This window comes from Myxococcus xanthus (assembly GCF_013116825.1).
GTDB lineage: Bacteria > Myxococcota > Myxococcia > Myxococcales > Myxococcaceae > Myxococcus > Myxococcus xanthus_B.
On sequence record NZ_JABFNS010000021.1, the window covers coordinates 1 to 17,232 of the forward strand.

Genomic DNA, 17,232 nt, shown 5'->3' on the forward strand with positions numbered 1-17,232 from the left:
CCTCGCGGCTATAGCAGCCCGCATGCCCTCCTCTCCGGAGCCCTCCTCCCCCCAGCGGCCGTCCCTGGTCCGCTCCGCGGCGACGGGCCTGCTGGGCGGCTTCCTCCTGGGCGGCCTGGGCCTGCTCGCCGTGGGCCTGAGCAACAGCTTCGCAGCCCCGAGCTGCGATGGCCTCACCGGCCCCGAATGCCAGCTGTTGACAGATGCCACGCGGGAGGTCGGTCGCACCCAACTGCTCGCCGGGGGCGCCCTCACCGCGCTCGCCGCCTCCCTCTTCGTCCTGCTCCGCCCGCGTCCGCCGCCCCCACCCGAGGGGCCCGAGCAGCCCTGAGCCCCATCCGCCATCCTCCTGTCGTCCGATGAGTGGCCGGAGGCCACCCTGCCGGGTTAGGTAGTTTGGCGGCCAAGTAAAGGCATTCTAATTATCTCTGGCCTAATCATTGGATTTGAGGTTAGGAGATGACCTTATGCAGCTCGAATCCTTGAAGATGTTCTGCGACGTGGTCGAGACGGGCTCATTCTCCCGCGCCGCGCAGCTCAACCACGTCACGCAATCCGCGGTGAGCCAGCAGATTCGCGCGCTGGAGAACCGGTACGAGCAGAAGCTGCTGTCGCGCAGCGCGCGCCAGGTGACGCCGACGCCGGCCGGGGAGCGGCTGTTCCGCGGGTGCAAGGAAATCCTCGCCCGCTTCGCCGAGGTGGAGCAGGAGATTCGCGAGCAGGCCGCCGAGGTGGCGGGCACCACCACGGTCTCCACCATCTACTCGGTGGGGCTGCACGAGCTGAACTCGGTGCAGAAGCAGCTGCTCAAGTCGCACCCCAAGGTGAACATGCGCCTGAACTACCGGCGCAACGACCAAGTGTATGACGACGTGATTCTGGGCGCGGCGGAGATTGGCATCGTCGCCTATCCGCAGCCCCGCGCGGGCGTGGACATCCTCCCCTTCCGCGACGACAAGCTGTCGGTCGTCTGTGCCCCCGACCACCCCTTCGCCACGAAGCAGAAGGTGAGCCTCACCGCGCTGTCTGGCGTGCCCTTCATCGCGTTCGACCGCGAGGCGCCCACGCGCAAGGCGCTGGACCGGCTCTTCCGCGAGAAGAGCATCGACATCAACCCGGTGATGGAGATGGACAACGTGGAGACCATCAAGCGGGCGGTGGAGATGGGCCTGGGCGTGGCCATCCTCCCCATGTCCACGGCTCAGGGCGAGGTGAAGGGCGGCACCCTCGTCGCCAAGCCCTTCGCGGAGGGGCCGGTGTCGCGCCCCATTGGCCTGCTCATCCGCAAGGGCAAGTACCTGGACCGCGCGTCCGCCGCGGTGCTGGAGGCGTTCAAGGCCGCCTCCAACGTGCCGCCGCCCACCGAGAACGCCTGAGCGTCAGTAGAGCTTCCGGAGGCGCGCGGCGAAGAACCCGTCGAAGCCCTCCGGTCCCGGCAGCGTGCGCAGGTACGCCTGGGACATCGGTAGCTTGAGGCCGGGCAGCACGGGTGGCTCGGCCGTCCACTCCGGGTGGCTGCGCAGGAACATCTCCACCTGGTCCTGCCCCTCCTGCGGCTCCATGGTGCACACCGCGTACACGAGCAGCCCCCCGGGCGGCACCGCCTCCTGGCAGTTCTCCAGGATGCGCCGCTGGAGCGTGGCCAGCCGGGAGATGTCCTCCTCCTTGCGGCGGTAGCGCAGCTCCGGGTGGCGGCGCAGCGTGCCCAGCCCCGAACACGGCGCATCCACCAGGAACGCGTGGAACTCGCCCCACGCTTCCGGGAAGGGCTCCGCGGCGTCGTGCGCGTAGGCCTTCAATCGCGGCTGCAGGCCCAGGCGCCGGGCCTCCGCTTCAATCTTCCGCAGCTTGTGCGCGTGGAGGTCCACCGCCACCACGTCATGGGACTGCGCCTGGTGACAGGACTTGCCGCCCGGCGCGGCGCACGCGTCCAGCACGCGCGCCGTCTCCGGAATCGCCCCGTAGACGCCCACCAGCTGCGCGGCCTCGTCCTGCACCTGCCACAGGCCCTCCGCGTAGCCGTACACGTCCTCCACGCGGCCCACGGACGGCAGCGTGATGCCCACCGGCGACACGGTGGTCGCCTTCGCGTCCACGCCCATCTCCTGGAGCTGGGCGAGCAGCGCGTCGCGCGTCACCTTCGCGGTGTTGGCGCGCACCACCACCGCGGGCGCCTGGTTGTCGGCCACCAGCATCGCTTCGGCGCGCTCGCGGCCGAACTGGCGCAGCCAACGCTCCACCAGCCACTGGGGATGGCTCTCCCGCACCGACAGGTGCAGCGCCACGTCGGACGCGGGCGGCAGCGGCGGCGCGGGCAGGGCCGCCAGCTTGCGGAGGATGGCGTTGGTGAAGCCCGCGGCGCGCGTCAGCCCCACTTCCTTCAGGGCCTGCACCGTCTCCGCCACCGCGGCGCGGGCCGGCACGCGGGTGTGGAATATCTGGTAGGCGCCGATGCGGAGGGCCGCCAGCACCTTGTCCTCCAGCGCGTCCAGCTTGCGGTCGGCGAAGCGGGTAATCGCGTAGTCCAGCGCGAGCTGCCGCCGGGTGGCGCCGTAGGCCAGCTCGGTGACGAGCGCCGCGTCGCGCGGGTCCTTCGGCGGCGACTCGGACAGCTGCGTGTCCAATACGACGTTGAGGTAGGCATCCGTCGCGCGGACACGCGCGAGGACCTGGATGGCGAGTGCGCGGGCGTTCATCCTTCGTCGAGCCGGGTCAAGAGGTCCACGAGTTGCTCATCCGAGAGCCGCGTCGCGGGCAGGTTGGAGAGAGTGAGGCGCTGGAGGCTCTCCTCCAGCAGCTCGCGGTGGCCATTCTCCGCCGGAGCGCCACGCTGCACCGCCTGATACTGGGAACGCGCCCAGGCCGCCAGCTCGGCGGCGGAGAGCCGTCCCGAAAGCCGGTCTGAAATCTTCTGGCGCACCAGCGCGCGCGTGAGCAGGTCCGCCGCGGGGGTGAGCCCCTTGCCGCCGCCGCGCCCCAGCGTCTTCGCCTGACGGGCCGCGCGCAGGTCCTCCACGGGCGCCAGCTTGCGGCCCAGCGTCTTCGTGGGCCCCGCCGTCTTCACCGCGCGGCTCAGGGACCTGGCCGTCTCCGACGAGCCCTCCTTGCGCACGGCGCGCTCGAGCACGGTGATGGGGGTGACCTTCGCCGCCCCCTTGGGGCTGCTCCCCTTCTTCTTCCCCAGGGCCTTCTTCGACTCCGGCTTCTCCGTCGTGAAGACGCCGCTGCCGAAGGTCTCCAGGGCCTGCAGGTAGGGCTCGAAGCCGGGCCCGCCGTGAATCTGGAGCACGCAGGCCTCCCCCACCACGGACTCTCGGGCCGGGGGCCTGAGCAGCACCTCGATGGCGGGCAGCCCGGCGGCCTCCAGCCCCTCCTTGAGGCAATAGGAGCCGAACAGCCCGGCCGGGTTGATGATGATGCCGTCCAGCTCCTCCAGCTCCGCGCCGAGCGTGTCCAGCAGGTCACCTTCGTGGTTGGACTGCACCACCGTCAGCGCCTGCCCCAGCTCCTCCGCCCGCGCGTGCAGCGCCGCGTCCAGGTCCTCCAGCCGCCCGCCGGACGAGCCATCCCGCACGCCCAGCAGGTTCAGGTTGGGTCCGTGCAGTACCAGCAATCTCATATGGCCATCACCCGTTCTCCCATCAGCCCGCGACGAAGGGCTGGCTGCCCGGCGCCAGCTTGTGCCCCTGCAGGAAGTCCGCGGCGCGCATCACCCGCTTGCCCTCAGGCTGGAGGTCCAGCAGCACCAGCGAGCCTTCGCCGCATGCCACCTCGATGCCGTCCGGGCCGGCCGCCAGCACCGTGCCGGGAGCCCCACTACCACCCCTGGCCTGCGCGCGGTGGACCTTCAGCAGCTTTCCGCCCAGCGTGGTGAAGGCCCCGGGCCACGGCGTGAAGGCCCGCAGGCGCCGCTCCAGCTCCACCGCGGGCTTCGTGAAATCCAACCGGCCCTGGTCCTTCTCGATGATGGGGGCCAGCACCATGCCCTCGGAAGGCTGCGGCACCGGCTTCAGCTCCCCGCTCAGGTAGGCCGGCAGGAACTCGCGCAGCACCTCGCCGCCCAGCGCGGCCAGCTTCGGGTACAGCGAGGCGCTCGTCTCGTCCGGGGCAATGGCCATGCGCTTCATCGCCAACACCGGACCGGTGTCCAATCCTTCATCCATCACCATCAGCGACACCCCCGTCTCCGTGTCGCCATGCGCGATGGCCCACTGGATGGGCGCGGCGCCCCGGAAGCGCGGCAGCAGCGAGCCGTGCACGTTGACGCAGCCGTGGGTGGGCAGCTCCAGCAAATCCTTGGGGAGGATGCGGCCATAGGCCGTCACCACGCAGACGTCGGGCGCGTACTGGCGCAGCTCCTCCGCGAAGGGCGGCGTGCGCAGCTTGGTGGGCTGGAGCACGGGCACGCCGCGCGACAGGGCCAGCTCCTTCACCGGCGGCGCCGTCACCGTGTTGCCGCGGCCCTTCGGCTTGTCGGGTTGGGTGACGACGGCCACCACGTCTCCCAGCTCGAAGCAGGCGGCCAGTGAGGACACCGCGAACTCGGGGGTGCCCATGAAAACGATGCGGGGTCTGCTCATGGTGTTGCGCTTCTCCTGCGCCGGGCGACTCAGGCCACGGACTTGAAGGTGCTCCCGGTGGGAGTGTCCACCGCCTGACGTTTACGCGTGTGCAGGGCGCTCAGGGTGCCCAGCGCCTCCAGGGCCTCGGGCGTGGTGGCCACAGGTCGCAGGGCCTCCAGCACGGTCTCCAGCGCGTAGGCCTCATCCGCCTCACGCTCCCGGATGCGCGTCACTGCTTCGGTGAAGCGGTCGAAGAACTGCTTGAGCTCGTCCCCGCGCCGCAGCGGTCGCATCCGGGGATAGCGGCCGGCCGCCAGCGCCGCCACATACAGGCTCATGACATGGACGGGGCCCGCCACCCGGTGGGTGAAGACGAGGCCGAAGAGGCCCATCGCCACCGCCGTGCCCAGCGCGCCCACCGCCGTCAGCCACAGCAGCGTCTGCCCGCCGTCCAGCCCCAGGGCCGTGGACGACACGTGGACGCGGTGCGCCAACAGCCCGAACACGAGGATGCCGCCGGCACCAATCCCCGCCAGCAGCAGGATGTATTTGAGCTGGAAAGGCCGGTCCAGGATGTACGTCCGGCGGACGTGGCTCGGGCGCACCGTCTTTTGATTGCCATCGGACATGTCGTTGACCAGCGTACCCCAGGTGCCTGGGGCGGTTTGCTTCCTTCCTCGCGCGAGGTTTACACGGAAGACAGGACAACCTCGCAGACGCAATGGAGACCGCATGGCCCGCTCTCTGACCGCGTTGTGTATTGCGCTCTCGTTCCTGATGTTGGCTGGGTGCAAGGGGGACCCAGCGACCCCGGAGTACTGGGAGTCAGGCATTCAGCAGAGCCGCAGAGCGGAGGACCGCATCCGCATGGTGGAGGCCATGCGTGCGTCCGGGAAGATGGACGAGCGCTTCCTGCCCATGCTCCACGGGCAGCTCGACACCGAGCGCAAGCCGGAGGTGCGCGCCGCGCTGGCCCGCGCGTTGGGAGACTTGAAGCATGCCTCTTCGGTGGAACCGCTGACGAAGGCCCTGGACCCGGCGGCGGGCGACATGCCCGCGCAGTTGGCGAACAAGGCCATCGTCGCGACGCTGGGGGCCATTGGTGACCGCCGCGCCATCCCCGCGCTGGTGCCGCTGCTGCGCGCGAAGGACAACTACACGCGCATCGAGGCGGTGCAGGTGCTGGGCGACATGAAGGCGAAGGAAGCGGTGGAGCCGCTCATCACCCTGGCCACGGACGACACCGTGGAGCCCTTCCTCAACAAGAAGGCCATCGAGGCCCTGGGGGACATCGGTGATGGCCGCGCGGCGCCCGCGCTGGTGCGGATGCTGACCAAGGAGCGCAAGGGCAAGTCCTTCTACGTGGAGAGTTCCTTCGCGCTGTACCAACTGGGCGCGCCCGCGGCGGACGCGCTGCTGCAGGCGTTGGAGGGCCAGGACGCGGACCTGCTGAAGTGGGCGCGGTCGAACGGCGTCAACCCCGCCAGCTACGCGATGAAGGCGGCGACGGTGCTGGGCGACCTGCGGGAGAAGCGGGCGGTGGCCACGCTGTTGAAGCAGCTGGCCTTCACCAACACGGACCCGCAGATTCAGGCGCTGGTGCGGATGCAGGCCGCGGACGCGCTGGCGCGCATGCGCACACAGGAGGCGGTGAAGCCGCTGGCCGGGCTCGTGTCGGAGACGGACGCCACCGTGAGGGATTCCTACGTGAGCGCCCTGGTGCGCCTGGGCGGACGCGACGCGCTGCCCGCGCTGGAGAAGGCCGCGGGCACCGGAGACTGGTACGCGCGCGAGTTGGCGGTGAAGGGCATCGCCATGCTGGGCGACGCGCGCGAGCTGCCCTTGCTGCAGAGGCTCGCCGCGGCCGAGCCGGCGCGGACGGCGGCGGACTGCAAGCAGGCGGAGGACGAAGGCTGCGATGACGCGGCCGCGCTGGGCAAGCAGCGCGCGGACCAGATTACGGGCCAGTCCAAGCTGCTGGAGGCCGCGCAGGCGTGCGCGGGCAACGCGGGCTGCTGGGTGCAGCGCATGGAGAAGGCGGAGCCGCGGATGCTGGAGCGCGCGGCGCTGGAGGTCGGCCGTTCGGGCTCGGCCGAGCACGCGGGCGCGCTGGCCTCGCGGCTGGGAGAGCGCGACACCGAGGCCCGTCTCGCGCTCGTCCTCGCGGTGGGCTGGCTGGTGGAAGGCTCGCAAGACGCCGCGAAGAAGCTGCGCGAAGCGTCCCTGCCCACGATGCGAAAGCAGCTCGCGGACGAGCAGGGCAACACCCGGTTCGTCAGCGTCAACGAGGACCTGCGGCGCCTGGTGACGACGCTCGACCGGCCCTGAGGCCCTCCCTGCCCCGCAGCGGCGGGACGCGCTCCGCCGCGTGGTGCAGCACGGTGAGCTGTCGCACGAGCCGCTCCACGTGCGCGCGCGACAGCGCATCCGCCCCACCCGTTGGAACCGAGGCGGGCAGGGGCGCGGGCCGGCGTTGCTGCTCCATGGCCGCCGCCAGCTCGTCCAACACGCCCCCGGCGAAGCGCACCACCTCGGAGAGCTCCCGGGGGGACTCCGGGTCCGCGCGGCTGGCGGCCAGCGTCGTCACCGCCGACGTGAAGCGCCGCGCGTAGACGAGCAGCGCCATCACCGGCTCCAGGTCCTTGGCGGGTCCGCTCCACTCGCTCAGCAGCCGCTGGAAGGACGCCTCCGCCGCCAGCAGCGCCAGACCTATCTTCCGCCGGGCCTCGCGCACCGCGGGCTCCGCGTCCGAGTGCGCGGCGGCCACCGCCATCAGGTATTCGCGGTCCGCGCGCAACGCGAAGGCCACCTGCTCCGGCAGGCGCAGGTGCTCCGGGCTGGGCCACAAGAGCCGCGTCACCGTCAGCACAATCAGCCCTCCCAGCAGCGTGTTGACGATGCGCACCCCGGCCAGCTCCCAGTTCCCGGACTGGAGCTCCGCCAGCAGCACCAGGGCCGGAGTCAGCAGCACCTGGAACGCGGACAGGCTGAGCGGCTGGATGCTCATCGCCACCGCGAACAGCACCCCGATGGCCAGCAGGATGATGGCCGGCTCCCGCACCACCGCCACCAGCCCCGCGGCCAGCGCCGCGCCCAGCAGCGTGCCCGCGATGCGCTGCAGGCTCCGCTGGAACGTGAGGCCCGCGTAGGGCTGCAGGACGACGGTGACGGTGATGATGACCCAGTAGCCGTGATTCAGTCCCAGCGCCCCAACGAGCGCGGTGGCCAGCGCGGCCGCGACGCCCAGCCGCAGCGCGTGACGGAAGATGACGGAGCGGACGTTGAGATTCTCCCGCAGCGGCTCCAGGAGGGCCTGCCGCGGCGCCGCCTCCACCCGCCGCGCGGGCAGCGCCAGGGCGTCCGGCACGGGCGCGCGGCCCTCCAGCCGCGCCGCCACCTCCACCGTCGCGTGGGAATAGTCTCGCAGGCGGTCCAGCAGCGTGTGCACGTATTGATAGCCGGCGCGCACCGGCTCCGGCACGTCGCCCGTCGTGTCCAGCGCCGCCAGGGCCCGCTTCACCCGCTCGGCGTTCCACACCGGCTGGGCGCTCACCTCCGTCCCCTTCTCCAGGGCAAACCGGACGCGGCGCAGGTCCGCTGCCAGTTCCGCCAGCGCGCGCTGCACCTCCGCTCGGAGCGCGTGATAACGGGGCACGGCGGGCGCCACCTCCAGCATCTCCGTCAGCGCGATGAGCGTCACCATCATCGAATCCGCGCCTTCGGCCAACACCAGCAGCTGTTCGCCCCGGCCGCTCTCCCCCGCCCGGCCCATGCGCGTGGAGGCCAGCACGGTGTGCGCCTGTTCGATGAGCTGACGCATGCGGGCCTGCCAGGGCGCCTCCGGCAGGACACCCGCGGCGGCGGACGCCGCCCCTTCGAGCGGCCAGCGCCCCACCTCTTCCGCGTGGTCCGCCAGCGCGTCGTAGCACCGCGCGATGGTCAGGCGCGCGGGCCGGTAGGGCACCAGCGGCCACAGCATCAGCGCGAGGAACATGGCCCACGCGCCGCCCACCAGGAACAAGCCGGAGCGCAGCAGTGCGTCAGCCACGTCCTTGGCGGGGAGCGCGAGCGACACCACGAAGTAGTTGGCGAGCACCACGCCCATCAGCCCGGGCGTGTCCCCATACGAGCGGGCGAAGCCACACGCCGTCACCCAGAACAGCGTGGCGATGACGGCGGCCCACGCGGGCAGATGCAGCGCCGCGGCCAGGCCCACCCCGGAGCCCAGGAGCGTCATGGCGCCCAGGGCGAGCGCGCGGTCCCTGTAGGGCCCGCCCCGGTCCACCAGGGCAACGAAGAGCGCGGCCATACCGACCCACGTAGCCGCGGGGAGGTGCAGCAGGGCCGCGACGGCCATGGGGCCCCCCACCGCGAGCGCGGCGCGCAACCCCGCGCCATACGCGGGACGGCCCGGCTCCACGCGGAGGAAGGCCTGGAGGTGATGACGGAGCGGACTCATCGCGCGAGCAATCCCAAACCACTCCGTCCTATGTCACAGGTCCGCGCGCGCATCGACGCTTCCGTGGAGCCACCCCACGAAGGTGGTGTCCAGGCGTGAACGCGGCCGGCCCCGTTCCACCGGATGGATGGAGGGCGAGCGGCCGTCAGCCAGCCTCTCGCTCCGGGCCCACGCCCTCGAGGTCGTCCTCGACGGGCGCGGCCTCCTGGAAGGCGCTGGGCAGCAGGCTGAAAGGCAGCACCTTCCCCAACGCCGCGAGCAGCAGGATGCCGCCGGGCGCCGCGAAGATGGCCAGCGCGGGAATCGCCTTGGCCACGTCGACGAGCTGCGCGCGCATGCGCCGGCGCTCGTCGCCCGTGAGCGCCTGACGCCGGGCCGCCTTCGTCAGCAGCACCGCCAGGTCGCCCGTCTCGCGGACCTCCTGCATCAGCCGGTAGAAGTTCTTCTCCAGCGCCTCCTGGATGCCGGCCACCAGGTCCTCGCCCATGGCGCCCGCGGCGTCCGACACCGTGAAGACGTCCACGATGGCGCGGTGGCGGGCGTAGAACTCCGCCATCTCCAGCTCCAGCCGGTGCAGCTCCGCGTCCGGGACCTGGAGCGCCTGCGCCAGCTCGCGGATGAAGACGCGCTCGCGCCGCGTCTTGCGGCCATCCACCAGCGCCGCCAGCAACGTCTGCTCCAGCAGGAAGTGGCGCACGTCCACGCTGCGCACCTGGCGCACCACGTCCCGCACTGGGCGGCGGCGCGCGAAGGACTGCTTCACCGCGGCCTTGAGCTCGGACGTCATCGCCGCCGGCAGTCGCAGGGACTCCACCTGCCGCAGGATGGCGCGGCGCGCGGGCAGGCCCGGCACCCGGTCCACGCACGCAAGCCCCGTCAACACGTCCACCAGCAGCGCCTTCTGCCGCGCCGCGAAGTCCAGCCGCCGCTGCGCCCGCTCGCGGTGCAGCGTGCCGCGCGAGAAGTAGTCAATGGCCTGCCGGCAGAACAGCTGCGCATCCGCGTATTGCGCGCCGTTGTGCAGCACCAGCCCGTACACCGGGTCCCCCGCCAGCACGGGCGAGCGCTTCACCAGCGACGCTTCCACCTTCGCCGTCAGCCGCCGGGAGACCGGACGCCCCGAGGCAATCGCCGCGTCCACCGCCTCCGCCAGCTCCAACTCGCCCGTGAGCACCGCGAAGAGCACCAGGAGATGCTCGGTGCGAACGGCCGCTGGAGCCCCCACGAGCCGGCCCAGCTCCAGCGCCATCAGCGCCAGCGTCCGCACCACGGCGTGGAAGAGCTGGTCCTCCAGCACGCGCGCCTGGAGCTCGGTGGGCTGCGCCACGTCCGCCGCGGAGGGTGCGTCCGCGGGCGTGCCGTACAGCAGGCCACTGGCGCGCAGCGTCCGCCGCAGGTACGCGCGGGCCCGGGCCCGCCCGGAGCCCAGCGGCGGCGCGGACGGAGCCGGCGCGCCCGCCTCGAAGGCGACCGTCTCCGTCAGGAGCGGCAAGAGCCACCCCGCCTTGGTGAAGTCCAACACCGGAACACCCCTGGAGCGCCAGGCAAGGCCCGTGCGCGGCGCGAGGAGCGGGATGTAACCCAGGGGCATTCTGGTTTCCACTCGGCCACGGGACAGGGTCAAGGCCCGGAAGTCAGCGGGCGCAGAATCGCCGCTTCTACCGGACCCAGCCCTCCGCGCCCGGTGCCTACAGCGCGGTCGTCGCGCCGGGCTCCGGGACCACCACCTTGGCCGTGTTGCGCAGCTTCTTCAGCTCGCCGGTCAGCGCGTCCGGTGTGCCCTGGAGCAGCGGGAAGGTGCCGTAGTGCATGGGAATCACGCTCTTGACCTTCAGGAGCCGCACCGCCTGGGCCGCCTCCGCGGGGCCCATGGTGAAGTGGCCGCCAATGGGGAGCAGGGCCACGGTGGGCTTGAACTGGGTGGCGATGAGCGACATACCCTCGAAGGGTCCGGTGTCACCCGCGTGGTACAGCGTGGGGCCCTTGTCGATTTCCAGCACGTAGCCCAGGGGCGCGCCCGCGTACTGCGCCGGCGACTTCGGGTCCGCGGCGTAGCTGCTGGAGTGGACCGCCTCCACCAGGTGGAACGTGACATCCTTCACCTGGAAGGTGCCGCCCGCGTTGGCGCCCACGGCCTGGGCCTCCGGAAGCCCCAGCAGGTTGATGAGCTCGAAGGAGCCATAGACCCTGGCGCCCGTCTTCTCGGCCAGCGCCTTGGCCTCGCCCACGTGGTCGAAGTGGCCGTGGGTGAGGAGGATGGCGTCCAGCGCCTCCGGCTGCGCGGCGCCCTTCGGGGCCTTGGGGTTGGAGAGCCAGGGGTCGATGGCAATCACCGCGCCGCCCGGGCTGCGAATCACGAAGGCCGCGTGCCCCCACCACGTCACCTCCGTCTTGCCGCGGGAGGCCGCCGCCGGGGCCTTGGTGGCCGCGGCCTTGCCGGGCGCCGAGGTGCCCTGCGCCGCTGCCGTTCCGCCGAAGGCCATTGCCGCGCCCGCAACCACTGCCATGAGCTTCGTCCGCATATCCATTCACTCCTGCTTTCGAGGTGAAGACCTGCCGCCACCGGGGTGACACGCCCCCCACGGCCGGATTGCCACCTGACACTGACCGGGCGGCCATTCAAGGGCCTGCCATGGATGCCCAAGCGCGCGCCGCGTCTCAAGCTCGATTCGGCTGTCGATACGACGGGGGGCGTGCGCTAACGTCGGCGGCACGTGGACCACCGATTTCAAGTCAGCCTCCGCGGGGTCATCGACCTCCTGTCTCACCACCTGTACAGCTCCCCGGGCGTCTACGTACGCGAGCTGCTCCAGAACGCGACCGATGCCATCCGCGCCCGCCAGCTCCTGGAGCCCGGCCACGCGGGCACCGTCCGGCTGGAGCTGATGGAGAAGCAGGACGGCAGCCCGCCCACCCTGCTCTTCACCGACGACGGCGTGGGGCTGACCGAGGACGAAATCCACCGTTTCCTGGCCACCATCGGTGAGTCCTCCAAGCGCGAGGCCCTGGAGGCCCGCCGCAACGACTTCATCGGCCAGTTCGGCATCGGCCTGCTGTCCTGCTTCATGGTGTGTGACGAGCTGCTGGTGGTGACGCGCTCGGCGCGCGGCGATGGGCGCACGTTGGAGTGGCGGGGCCGGCATGACGGCACGTACGCCGTGCGGGCCTCCGAGCACCCGCTCGCCCAGCCCGGCACCCAGGTGTTCCTGGTGGCCCGCCCGGACATGGCGCACTGGTTCACCGCCACGCGGCTGCGAAACCTCGCCAGCCACTACGGCGGCCTGCTGCCCTTCCCCATCCACCTCACCACCGGCCAGGGCACCGAGCGGCTGGACACCTCCGGCGCCCCCTGGCGCCGCGAGTACGACAGCGCCTCCGAGCGGCGCAAGGCGCTGCTCGCCTACGGGCGCGAGCTGTTCGACACGGACTTCGTCGACTGCATCCCCCTGCGCTCCACCGCGGGAGACGTGGACGGGGTGGCCTACGTGCTGCCCGCGTCGCCGCACTTCAACTCACGGCAGAAGCACCGCGTGTACCTCAAGCACATGCTGCTGTCGGAGAGCGCGGAGAACCTGCTGCCGGACTGGGCCTTCTTCGTGAAGTGCGTGGTGAACGCCAACGCGCTGCGGCCCACCGCCAGCCGGGAGTCCTTCTACGAGGACGACGCGCTGGCCGCGGCGCGCGAGTCCCTGGGGCAGTCCCTGCGCGGCTACCTGATGGAGCTGGCGCGTGAGGACCCGCGCGCGCTCCAGCGGCTGATTGCCCTGCACGGGCTGAGCGTGAAGGCGCTGGCGCTGGATGACGACGACTTCTACCGCCTCATCATCCACTGGCTGCCCTTCGAGACGTCGATGGGGATGATGACGCTGGCGGACTACCGGCGCGCGCACCCCGTGGTGCGCTACACGTCCACGCTGGACGGCTTCCGGCAGATTGCCCAGGTGGCCGGAGCCCAGGGCCTGTGCATCATCAACGCGGCATACACGCACGACACGTCCCTGCTGGAGAAGCTGCCGCACGCGGTGCCGGACGTGCAGGTGGAGCCCTTCTCCTCCGCGGACCTGCCGCAGAGCTTCGACGAGCTCACCCTGGACGAGCGCGAGGCCACCTTCCCGCTGCTGCGCATGGCGGAGAGCGTGCTGGCGCCGTTCCGCTGCGGCGCGGTGGTGAAGAAGTTCTACCCGGCGGAGGTGCCCACGCTCTACAGCTCGGACGCGGAGGGCGCGTTCCGGCGCGACGCCGAGCGGGCCCGCGAGGAGTCGGATGACCTGTACGCCGGTGTGCTCGACAGCGTCATGGCGGCCTCGGGCAGCGAGCCGGCGCAGCTGTGCTTCAACCTCCACAACCCGGTGGTGCGGCGGCTGGCGGCCGTGGCGGACCGGGACATGCTGAAGCTGTCGGTGGAGATGCTCTACGTGCAAGCGCTGCTCCTGGGACACCATCCGTTGAACGCACAGGAGATGGTGCTGCTGAACCAGGGCCTGTTGGGCCTCATCTCCGCGCAACTGGGCGGGGATGGCGGGCGCGGCGGCGAAGGCAGCGGCGGCGCGGGTCCCCGGGGGCTGCACTGATGAGCGGTGACTGGCGCGAGCAGGTGGAGTCGCTCTTCGCCCAGGCGGACGGCCTGGCGGACGGCGAGAGCAAGGTGCGGCTCCTGGAAGAGGCCGTGCGCCTGGCGGACACGCACAAGGACGTGGGCATGGGCTACCGCATGCGGGATGCCCTCATCGACGCGGCGACCTTCGGCGGCTTCCCGGACAAGGCGCTGGTGGCCTTCGCGTGGTGCCGCGGACAGCAGAAGAAGGACCCGAAGCGCTTCGACCCGGAGGAGATGTTCTGGAAGCAGAAGTGGGTGGTGGGGCGCATCAAGGAGTTCCCTCACATCACCCGTAAGCAGATTCAGGACGCGCTGGACGACGTGGAGCAGTGCTTCAAGGCCACGGACTCCGGAGTGCGCGCGGTGCTGAAGATGCGCTACCAGGCCGCGCGGGAGATGGGTGACGCCGCCGAGGAGGTGGAGCGACTGTGGAACGCGTGGCTGGAGACGCGCCGCGACCACCTCACCGACTGCCGCGTGTGTGAGCTGGACGACGAACTGGACCACCACGCCGACAAGGGCGAATGGCAGCAGGTGCTGCGCAAGGCGAAGCCCATCCTGGACGGCCGCAAGTCCTGCGCGGAGATTCCGCACCTGACGCTGGGCACGGTGCTCTACCCGCTGTTCAAGCTGGGGGAGCTGGAGCACGCGCGCGAAATCCACCGCCGCGGCTACGCCATGGTGACGAAGAACCGCGAGTTCCTCTCCACCGTGGGCGAGCACATGGAGTTCCTCGCCCTGACGGACAACCTGTCACGCGGGCTGACGCTGCTGGAGAAGCACCTGGGCTGGGCGCTGGACCACCCCAGCTACCGGGACCGCTTCACCTTCTACGCCGCCGCCGCCTTCCTGCTGGAGCGGGTGCTGGCCGCTGGAGACAGGGACGTGGTGAGCCTGCGGCTGCCCAAGACGTTCCCCAACCACCAGGCGGATGGCGGCTACGACGTCCGGGCCCTGCACGCCTGGACGCTGGGGCAGGCCCGGGACATCGCGAACCGCTTCGACACGCGCAACGGGACGGACCGGTTCGCGAAGCTGCTGGCGCGCAACCAGGTGCTCGCGGGGGAAGTCCGTCCCTTCCCCATTGAGAAACGCGACCAATAGCCACGTCAAGCAAAAACTCAGGCATCAATAAAAATACAGCGACAATGCTCGCATGGAAGCCGATGCGCCCCACCACTGCATAGACATCATAGAATAGGCATACGCAACTGGCGTTCCAGACCAACCCACCACAGTTTTGATGGGGTTGACATCAGAGCTTTAGGCCGACAGCCCATCCTAATGGAAGCATCCGCGCACCGCTTTGCGTGCGACGGAACTACCCATCTGAGCGCGGGGCGACGACTACAGGCGGCTGAAGCCCAGAAAGACGATGCCGCTAGCCGCACTTTTGTGCAAACGCGCCCGGGACGATGCCCACGCCGCATTCGCCCACCAATGACAGCAGCATTAGGGGCTGCTCCTAATTAGCGCAGCCAAAGAAGCATGGATGCGACGTGCAGGACGGCGAGGTAGCTGGTCGCCGTCTTGTCAGAGCGAGTGGCAGCAGCCCGAAAGCGCTCGAGGTCGTGGAAAGCACTTCACCCGGTAGCGCAGCCGGTACAGGCGACGGTCTAAAGGCAGCGCTCTCTTGCGGCTCGGGTTTGAATGGATGACAGGTTTCCTCCCGAGTTTCCGGACGTTGGCGCGAATGCGGTCGGCGTCATTGCCCGTATCCGCGATGAAGGCGTCGCCTTCGGCGTGTACCAGAAGTTCTTCGGCCATCGTGGACTCGTGCTGCTGCCGGGCGTCAGCGCAACGTGGAGCGGCTTACCTCCGTCGTTGTGACGGCGTGAACTTTCGTTGAAAGCCTCCTTGAGAACGCCCCAAAGCATTGCTTCGGATCCCCCTTCTCCTCCCGCGTCGTCCTGATGCGCCCGGACGACCAATGCGTCAGCGAGGGAGCCAAGCTCATCCAACTCGAGCCGCAGCGCCTTGAAGATGGCTTCCCAGCGCCCGATCTTCACCCAGCGGTGGAACCGATTGTAGACCGTCTTCCAATGGCCGAACCGCTCCGAACGACCGAGAAGTTGCCGCCGTCACGATACCTGGACGCCACGCGCTCCGTCTCTCAGATCAGGCGACAACTCCGACCGACGCGTCCTATTCAACCAGCAATAATTTGCTGGCACAACATGCTCCAACGGAAGGCTGGGACAATCACCTGCCGCAACGTCCCCGGGGTGGGGGGTCAATCACGCCTCCACGAAAACACCCCTTCCCTCCGCACACATACTCCTCCGCAACCAAGAGCGGACCGCCCTGATTCCAGCCACTGACAGACACAGCATTGCCTCAGGCACGAACCAAGCATTAGAGTACATGCCCCAGACAAAAAAATATTCCCCATCACCCCCACAGACGCATCTTCCCATGCAAATAAAACCCGACACCTCATCCAGCTGGAGCCTCTGCTTCTTCAATAACAAGGGCGGAGTTGGGAAAACCACTCTCGCCTGCAACATAGCATCGCAGCTCGCACGAAAGAACAACCTTCGAGTCCTCCTTGTTGACGCAGATCCTCAGTGCAACGCAACCCAACTCATTCTTTCCGACAGCCAAACAGAAACACTATACGAAAGCGGAAAAATAGAGGCGAACGAATTCAAATACGAAGTCGACACACTCAAAGATGTTCTGTCCCCAATCGTCGCAGGCGAAGCCACGCTCAAGACAAGATTCTCGATGGTCGACGCAAAAACAAATCGATTTGGCATCGACTTACTGCCCGGACACCCAGAAATCGCCCTTCTTGAGGACAAGCTCAGTCAGAACTGGAGCTCTCTCATTAGCGGCGACCTTGGAGGAGCCCGCGTCACAAACTGGAACACACAACTTCTTCGACATCTTCAGGGCAAATACGACCTTATCGTATACGACGTCGGCCCAAGCCTTGGAGCCCTCAATCGCGCGGTCTTAGTCGGAGTTGATTTTTTCCTCGCCCCTATGGGTTGCGACATTTTCAGCCTCATTGGCATCAACAACATCGCAGCATGGCTGCGTGACTGGCAGGACGTCTACACACAAGGACTAAGTCAATGCAACAAGCGACACAGAGAGGCAATGATGCACTATGAAATAAAAAAGAGCGAAGCAAGCATGTGTAGATTCATTGGATACACCGTTCAGCAATACATAACAAAGACCATTCGAAAAGAGCGACGGGCAACAGGAGCATACGAAGAGATACTCAAGTCAATTCCAGGCAGAATAACCGAACGACTCGGCCCTCTCACTGCATTGGGGCTCTCCAACAAAGACCTTCGACTTGGCGATGTTCCACACATGTTCAGCTTGGTGCCACTTGCCCAAACCGCACATGCACCGATAGATGGTCTGACTGGAAAGGATGGCCTGTCAGGTGGACAATTCGGCCAACAGACAGACTACCAAACCTTCATCTCCGAACTATCCGACTCAATGCTCCGCAACCTTAGAAAAGTCCAATCAAACCAGGTGAAGAATCAATGATTTCTTGGCCCGAAGACTTGGTTAGTGACATAGCTCGACGACGTTCCGTGCTGTTCTTAGGGGCGGGCGTCTCCAAGAACGCAAGCAACGACCGAGGGGAA

The 17,232-nt window shown here is 68.8% G+C and carries 14 protein-coding genes; 7 read left to right on the forward strand and 7 right to left on the reverse strand.

Annotated features, from left to right (window positions below):
* The first annotated feature begins 22 nt into the window (after positions 1–22).
* On the forward strand, positions 23–331 hold the full coding sequence (locus tag HNV26_RS08400; RefSeq protein ID WP_171441234.1) for a hypothetical protein: 309 nt from the start codon (positions 23–25) through the stop codon (positions 329–331).
* A gap of 136 nt (positions 332–467) precedes the next feature.
* Positions 468–1,376 (forward strand): LysR family transcriptional regulator, encoded by a 909-nt coding sequence (locus HNV26_RS08405; protein ID WP_171441233.1) that lies wholly within the window; start codon positions 468–470, stop codon positions 1,374–1,376.
* 3 nt (positions 1,377–1,379) lie between these two features.
* On the opposite strand, the gene rsmB is transcribed toward HNV26_RS08405, so the two are convergent.
* From rsmB to HNV26_RS08425, 4 genes are read right to left on the reverse strand one after another with little or no spacing between them, the layout of a single operon-like run.
* Positions 1,380–2,696 carry a 16S rRNA (cytosine(967)-C(5))-methyltransferase RsmB gene (gene rsmB, locus HNV26_RS08410; protein WP_171441232.1) on the reverse strand — a complete coding sequence of 439 codons (1,317 nt, stop codon included), beginning with the start codon at positions 2,694–2,696 and terminating at the stop codon, positions 1,380–1,382.
* Entirely contained in the window at positions 2,693–3,619 is a 927-nt protein-coding gene (locus tag HNV26_RS08415; protein WP_171441231.1) for a type II 3-dehydroquinate dehydratase, read from the reverse strand. Before HNV26_RS08415 ends, rsmB begins: the two co-directional genes overlap by 4 nt.
* A gap of 22 nt (positions 3,620–3,641) precedes the next feature.
* Entirely contained in the window at positions 3,642–4,580 is a 939-nt protein-coding gene (gene fmt, locus HNV26_RS08420) for a methionyl-tRNA formyltransferase (RefSeq protein WP_171441230.1), read from the reverse strand.
* Positions 4,581–4,609: 29 nt separating this feature from the next.
* Positions 4,610–5,191 (reverse strand): sensor histidine kinase family protein, encoded by a 582-nt coding sequence (locus HNV26_RS08425; protein ID WP_253816355.1) that lies wholly within the window; start codon positions 5,189–5,191, stop codon positions 4,610–4,612.
* A 103-nt stretch (positions 5,192–5,294) separates the two neighbouring features.
* Here HNV26_RS08425 and HNV26_RS08430 point away from each other — a divergent pair, with 103 nt between their 5' ends.
* On the forward strand, positions 5,295–6,890 hold the full coding sequence (locus HNV26_RS08430; protein WP_171441229.1) for a HEAT repeat domain-containing protein: 1,596 nt from the start codon (positions 5,295–5,297) through the stop codon (positions 6,888–6,890).
* Here HNV26_RS08430 and HNV26_RS08435 read toward each other — a convergent pair.
* From HNV26_RS08435 to HNV26_RS08445, 3 genes are all read right to left on the reverse strand, one after another.
* On the reverse strand, positions 6,844–9,021 hold the full coding sequence (locus HNV26_RS08435; RefSeq protein ID WP_171441228.1) for an FUSC family protein: 2,178 nt from the start codon (positions 9,019–9,021) through the stop codon (positions 6,844–6,846). The genes HNV26_RS08430 and HNV26_RS08435 overlap by 47 nt on opposite strands.
* Positions 9,022–9,166: 145 nt before the next feature.
* On the reverse strand, positions 9,167–10,612 hold the full coding sequence (locus HNV26_RS08440) for an LETM1/MDM38 family protein (RefSeq protein WP_253816356.1): 1,446 nt from the start codon (positions 10,610–10,612) through the stop codon (positions 9,167–9,169).
* 97 nt (positions 10,613–10,709) lie between these two features.
* Positions 10,710–11,549: a metal-dependent hydrolase gene (locus HNV26_RS08445; protein ID WP_171441227.1), complete on the reverse strand. Its 840-nt coding sequence runs from the start codon at positions 11,547–11,549 to the stop codon at positions 10,710–10,712.
* Positions 11,550–11,735: 186 nt separating this feature from the next.
* Between HNV26_RS08445 and HNV26_RS08450 the strand changes: the two genes are divergently transcribed.
* From HNV26_RS08450 to HNV26_RS08465, 4 genes are all read left to right on the forward strand, one after another.
* A complete protein-coding gene (locus HNV26_RS08450) occupies positions 11,736–13,592 on the forward strand; it encodes an HSP90 family protein (protein ID WP_171441226.1) in 1,857 nt (618 codons plus the stop codon).
* Positions 13,592–14,722 (forward strand): hypothetical protein, encoded by a 1,131-nt coding sequence (locus HNV26_RS08455; RefSeq protein ID WP_171441225.1) that lies wholly within the window; start codon positions 13,592–13,594, stop codon positions 14,720–14,722. The genes HNV26_RS08450 and HNV26_RS08455 overlap by 1 nt, the downstream gene beginning before the upstream one ends.
* 546 nt (positions 14,723–15,268) lie before the next feature.
* Positions 15,269–15,448: a hypothetical protein gene (locus HNV26_RS08460; protein WP_171441224.1), complete on the forward strand. Its 180-nt coding sequence runs from the start codon at positions 15,269–15,271 to the stop codon at positions 15,446–15,448.
* 534 nt (positions 15,449–15,982) lie between these two features.
* Positions 15,983–17,131: a ParA family protein gene (locus tag HNV26_RS08465; RefSeq protein ID WP_171441223.1), complete on the forward strand. Its 1,149-nt coding sequence runs from the start codon at positions 15,983–15,985 to the stop codon at positions 17,129–17,131.
* The last annotated feature ends 101 nt before the right edge of the window (positions 17,132–17,232 follow it).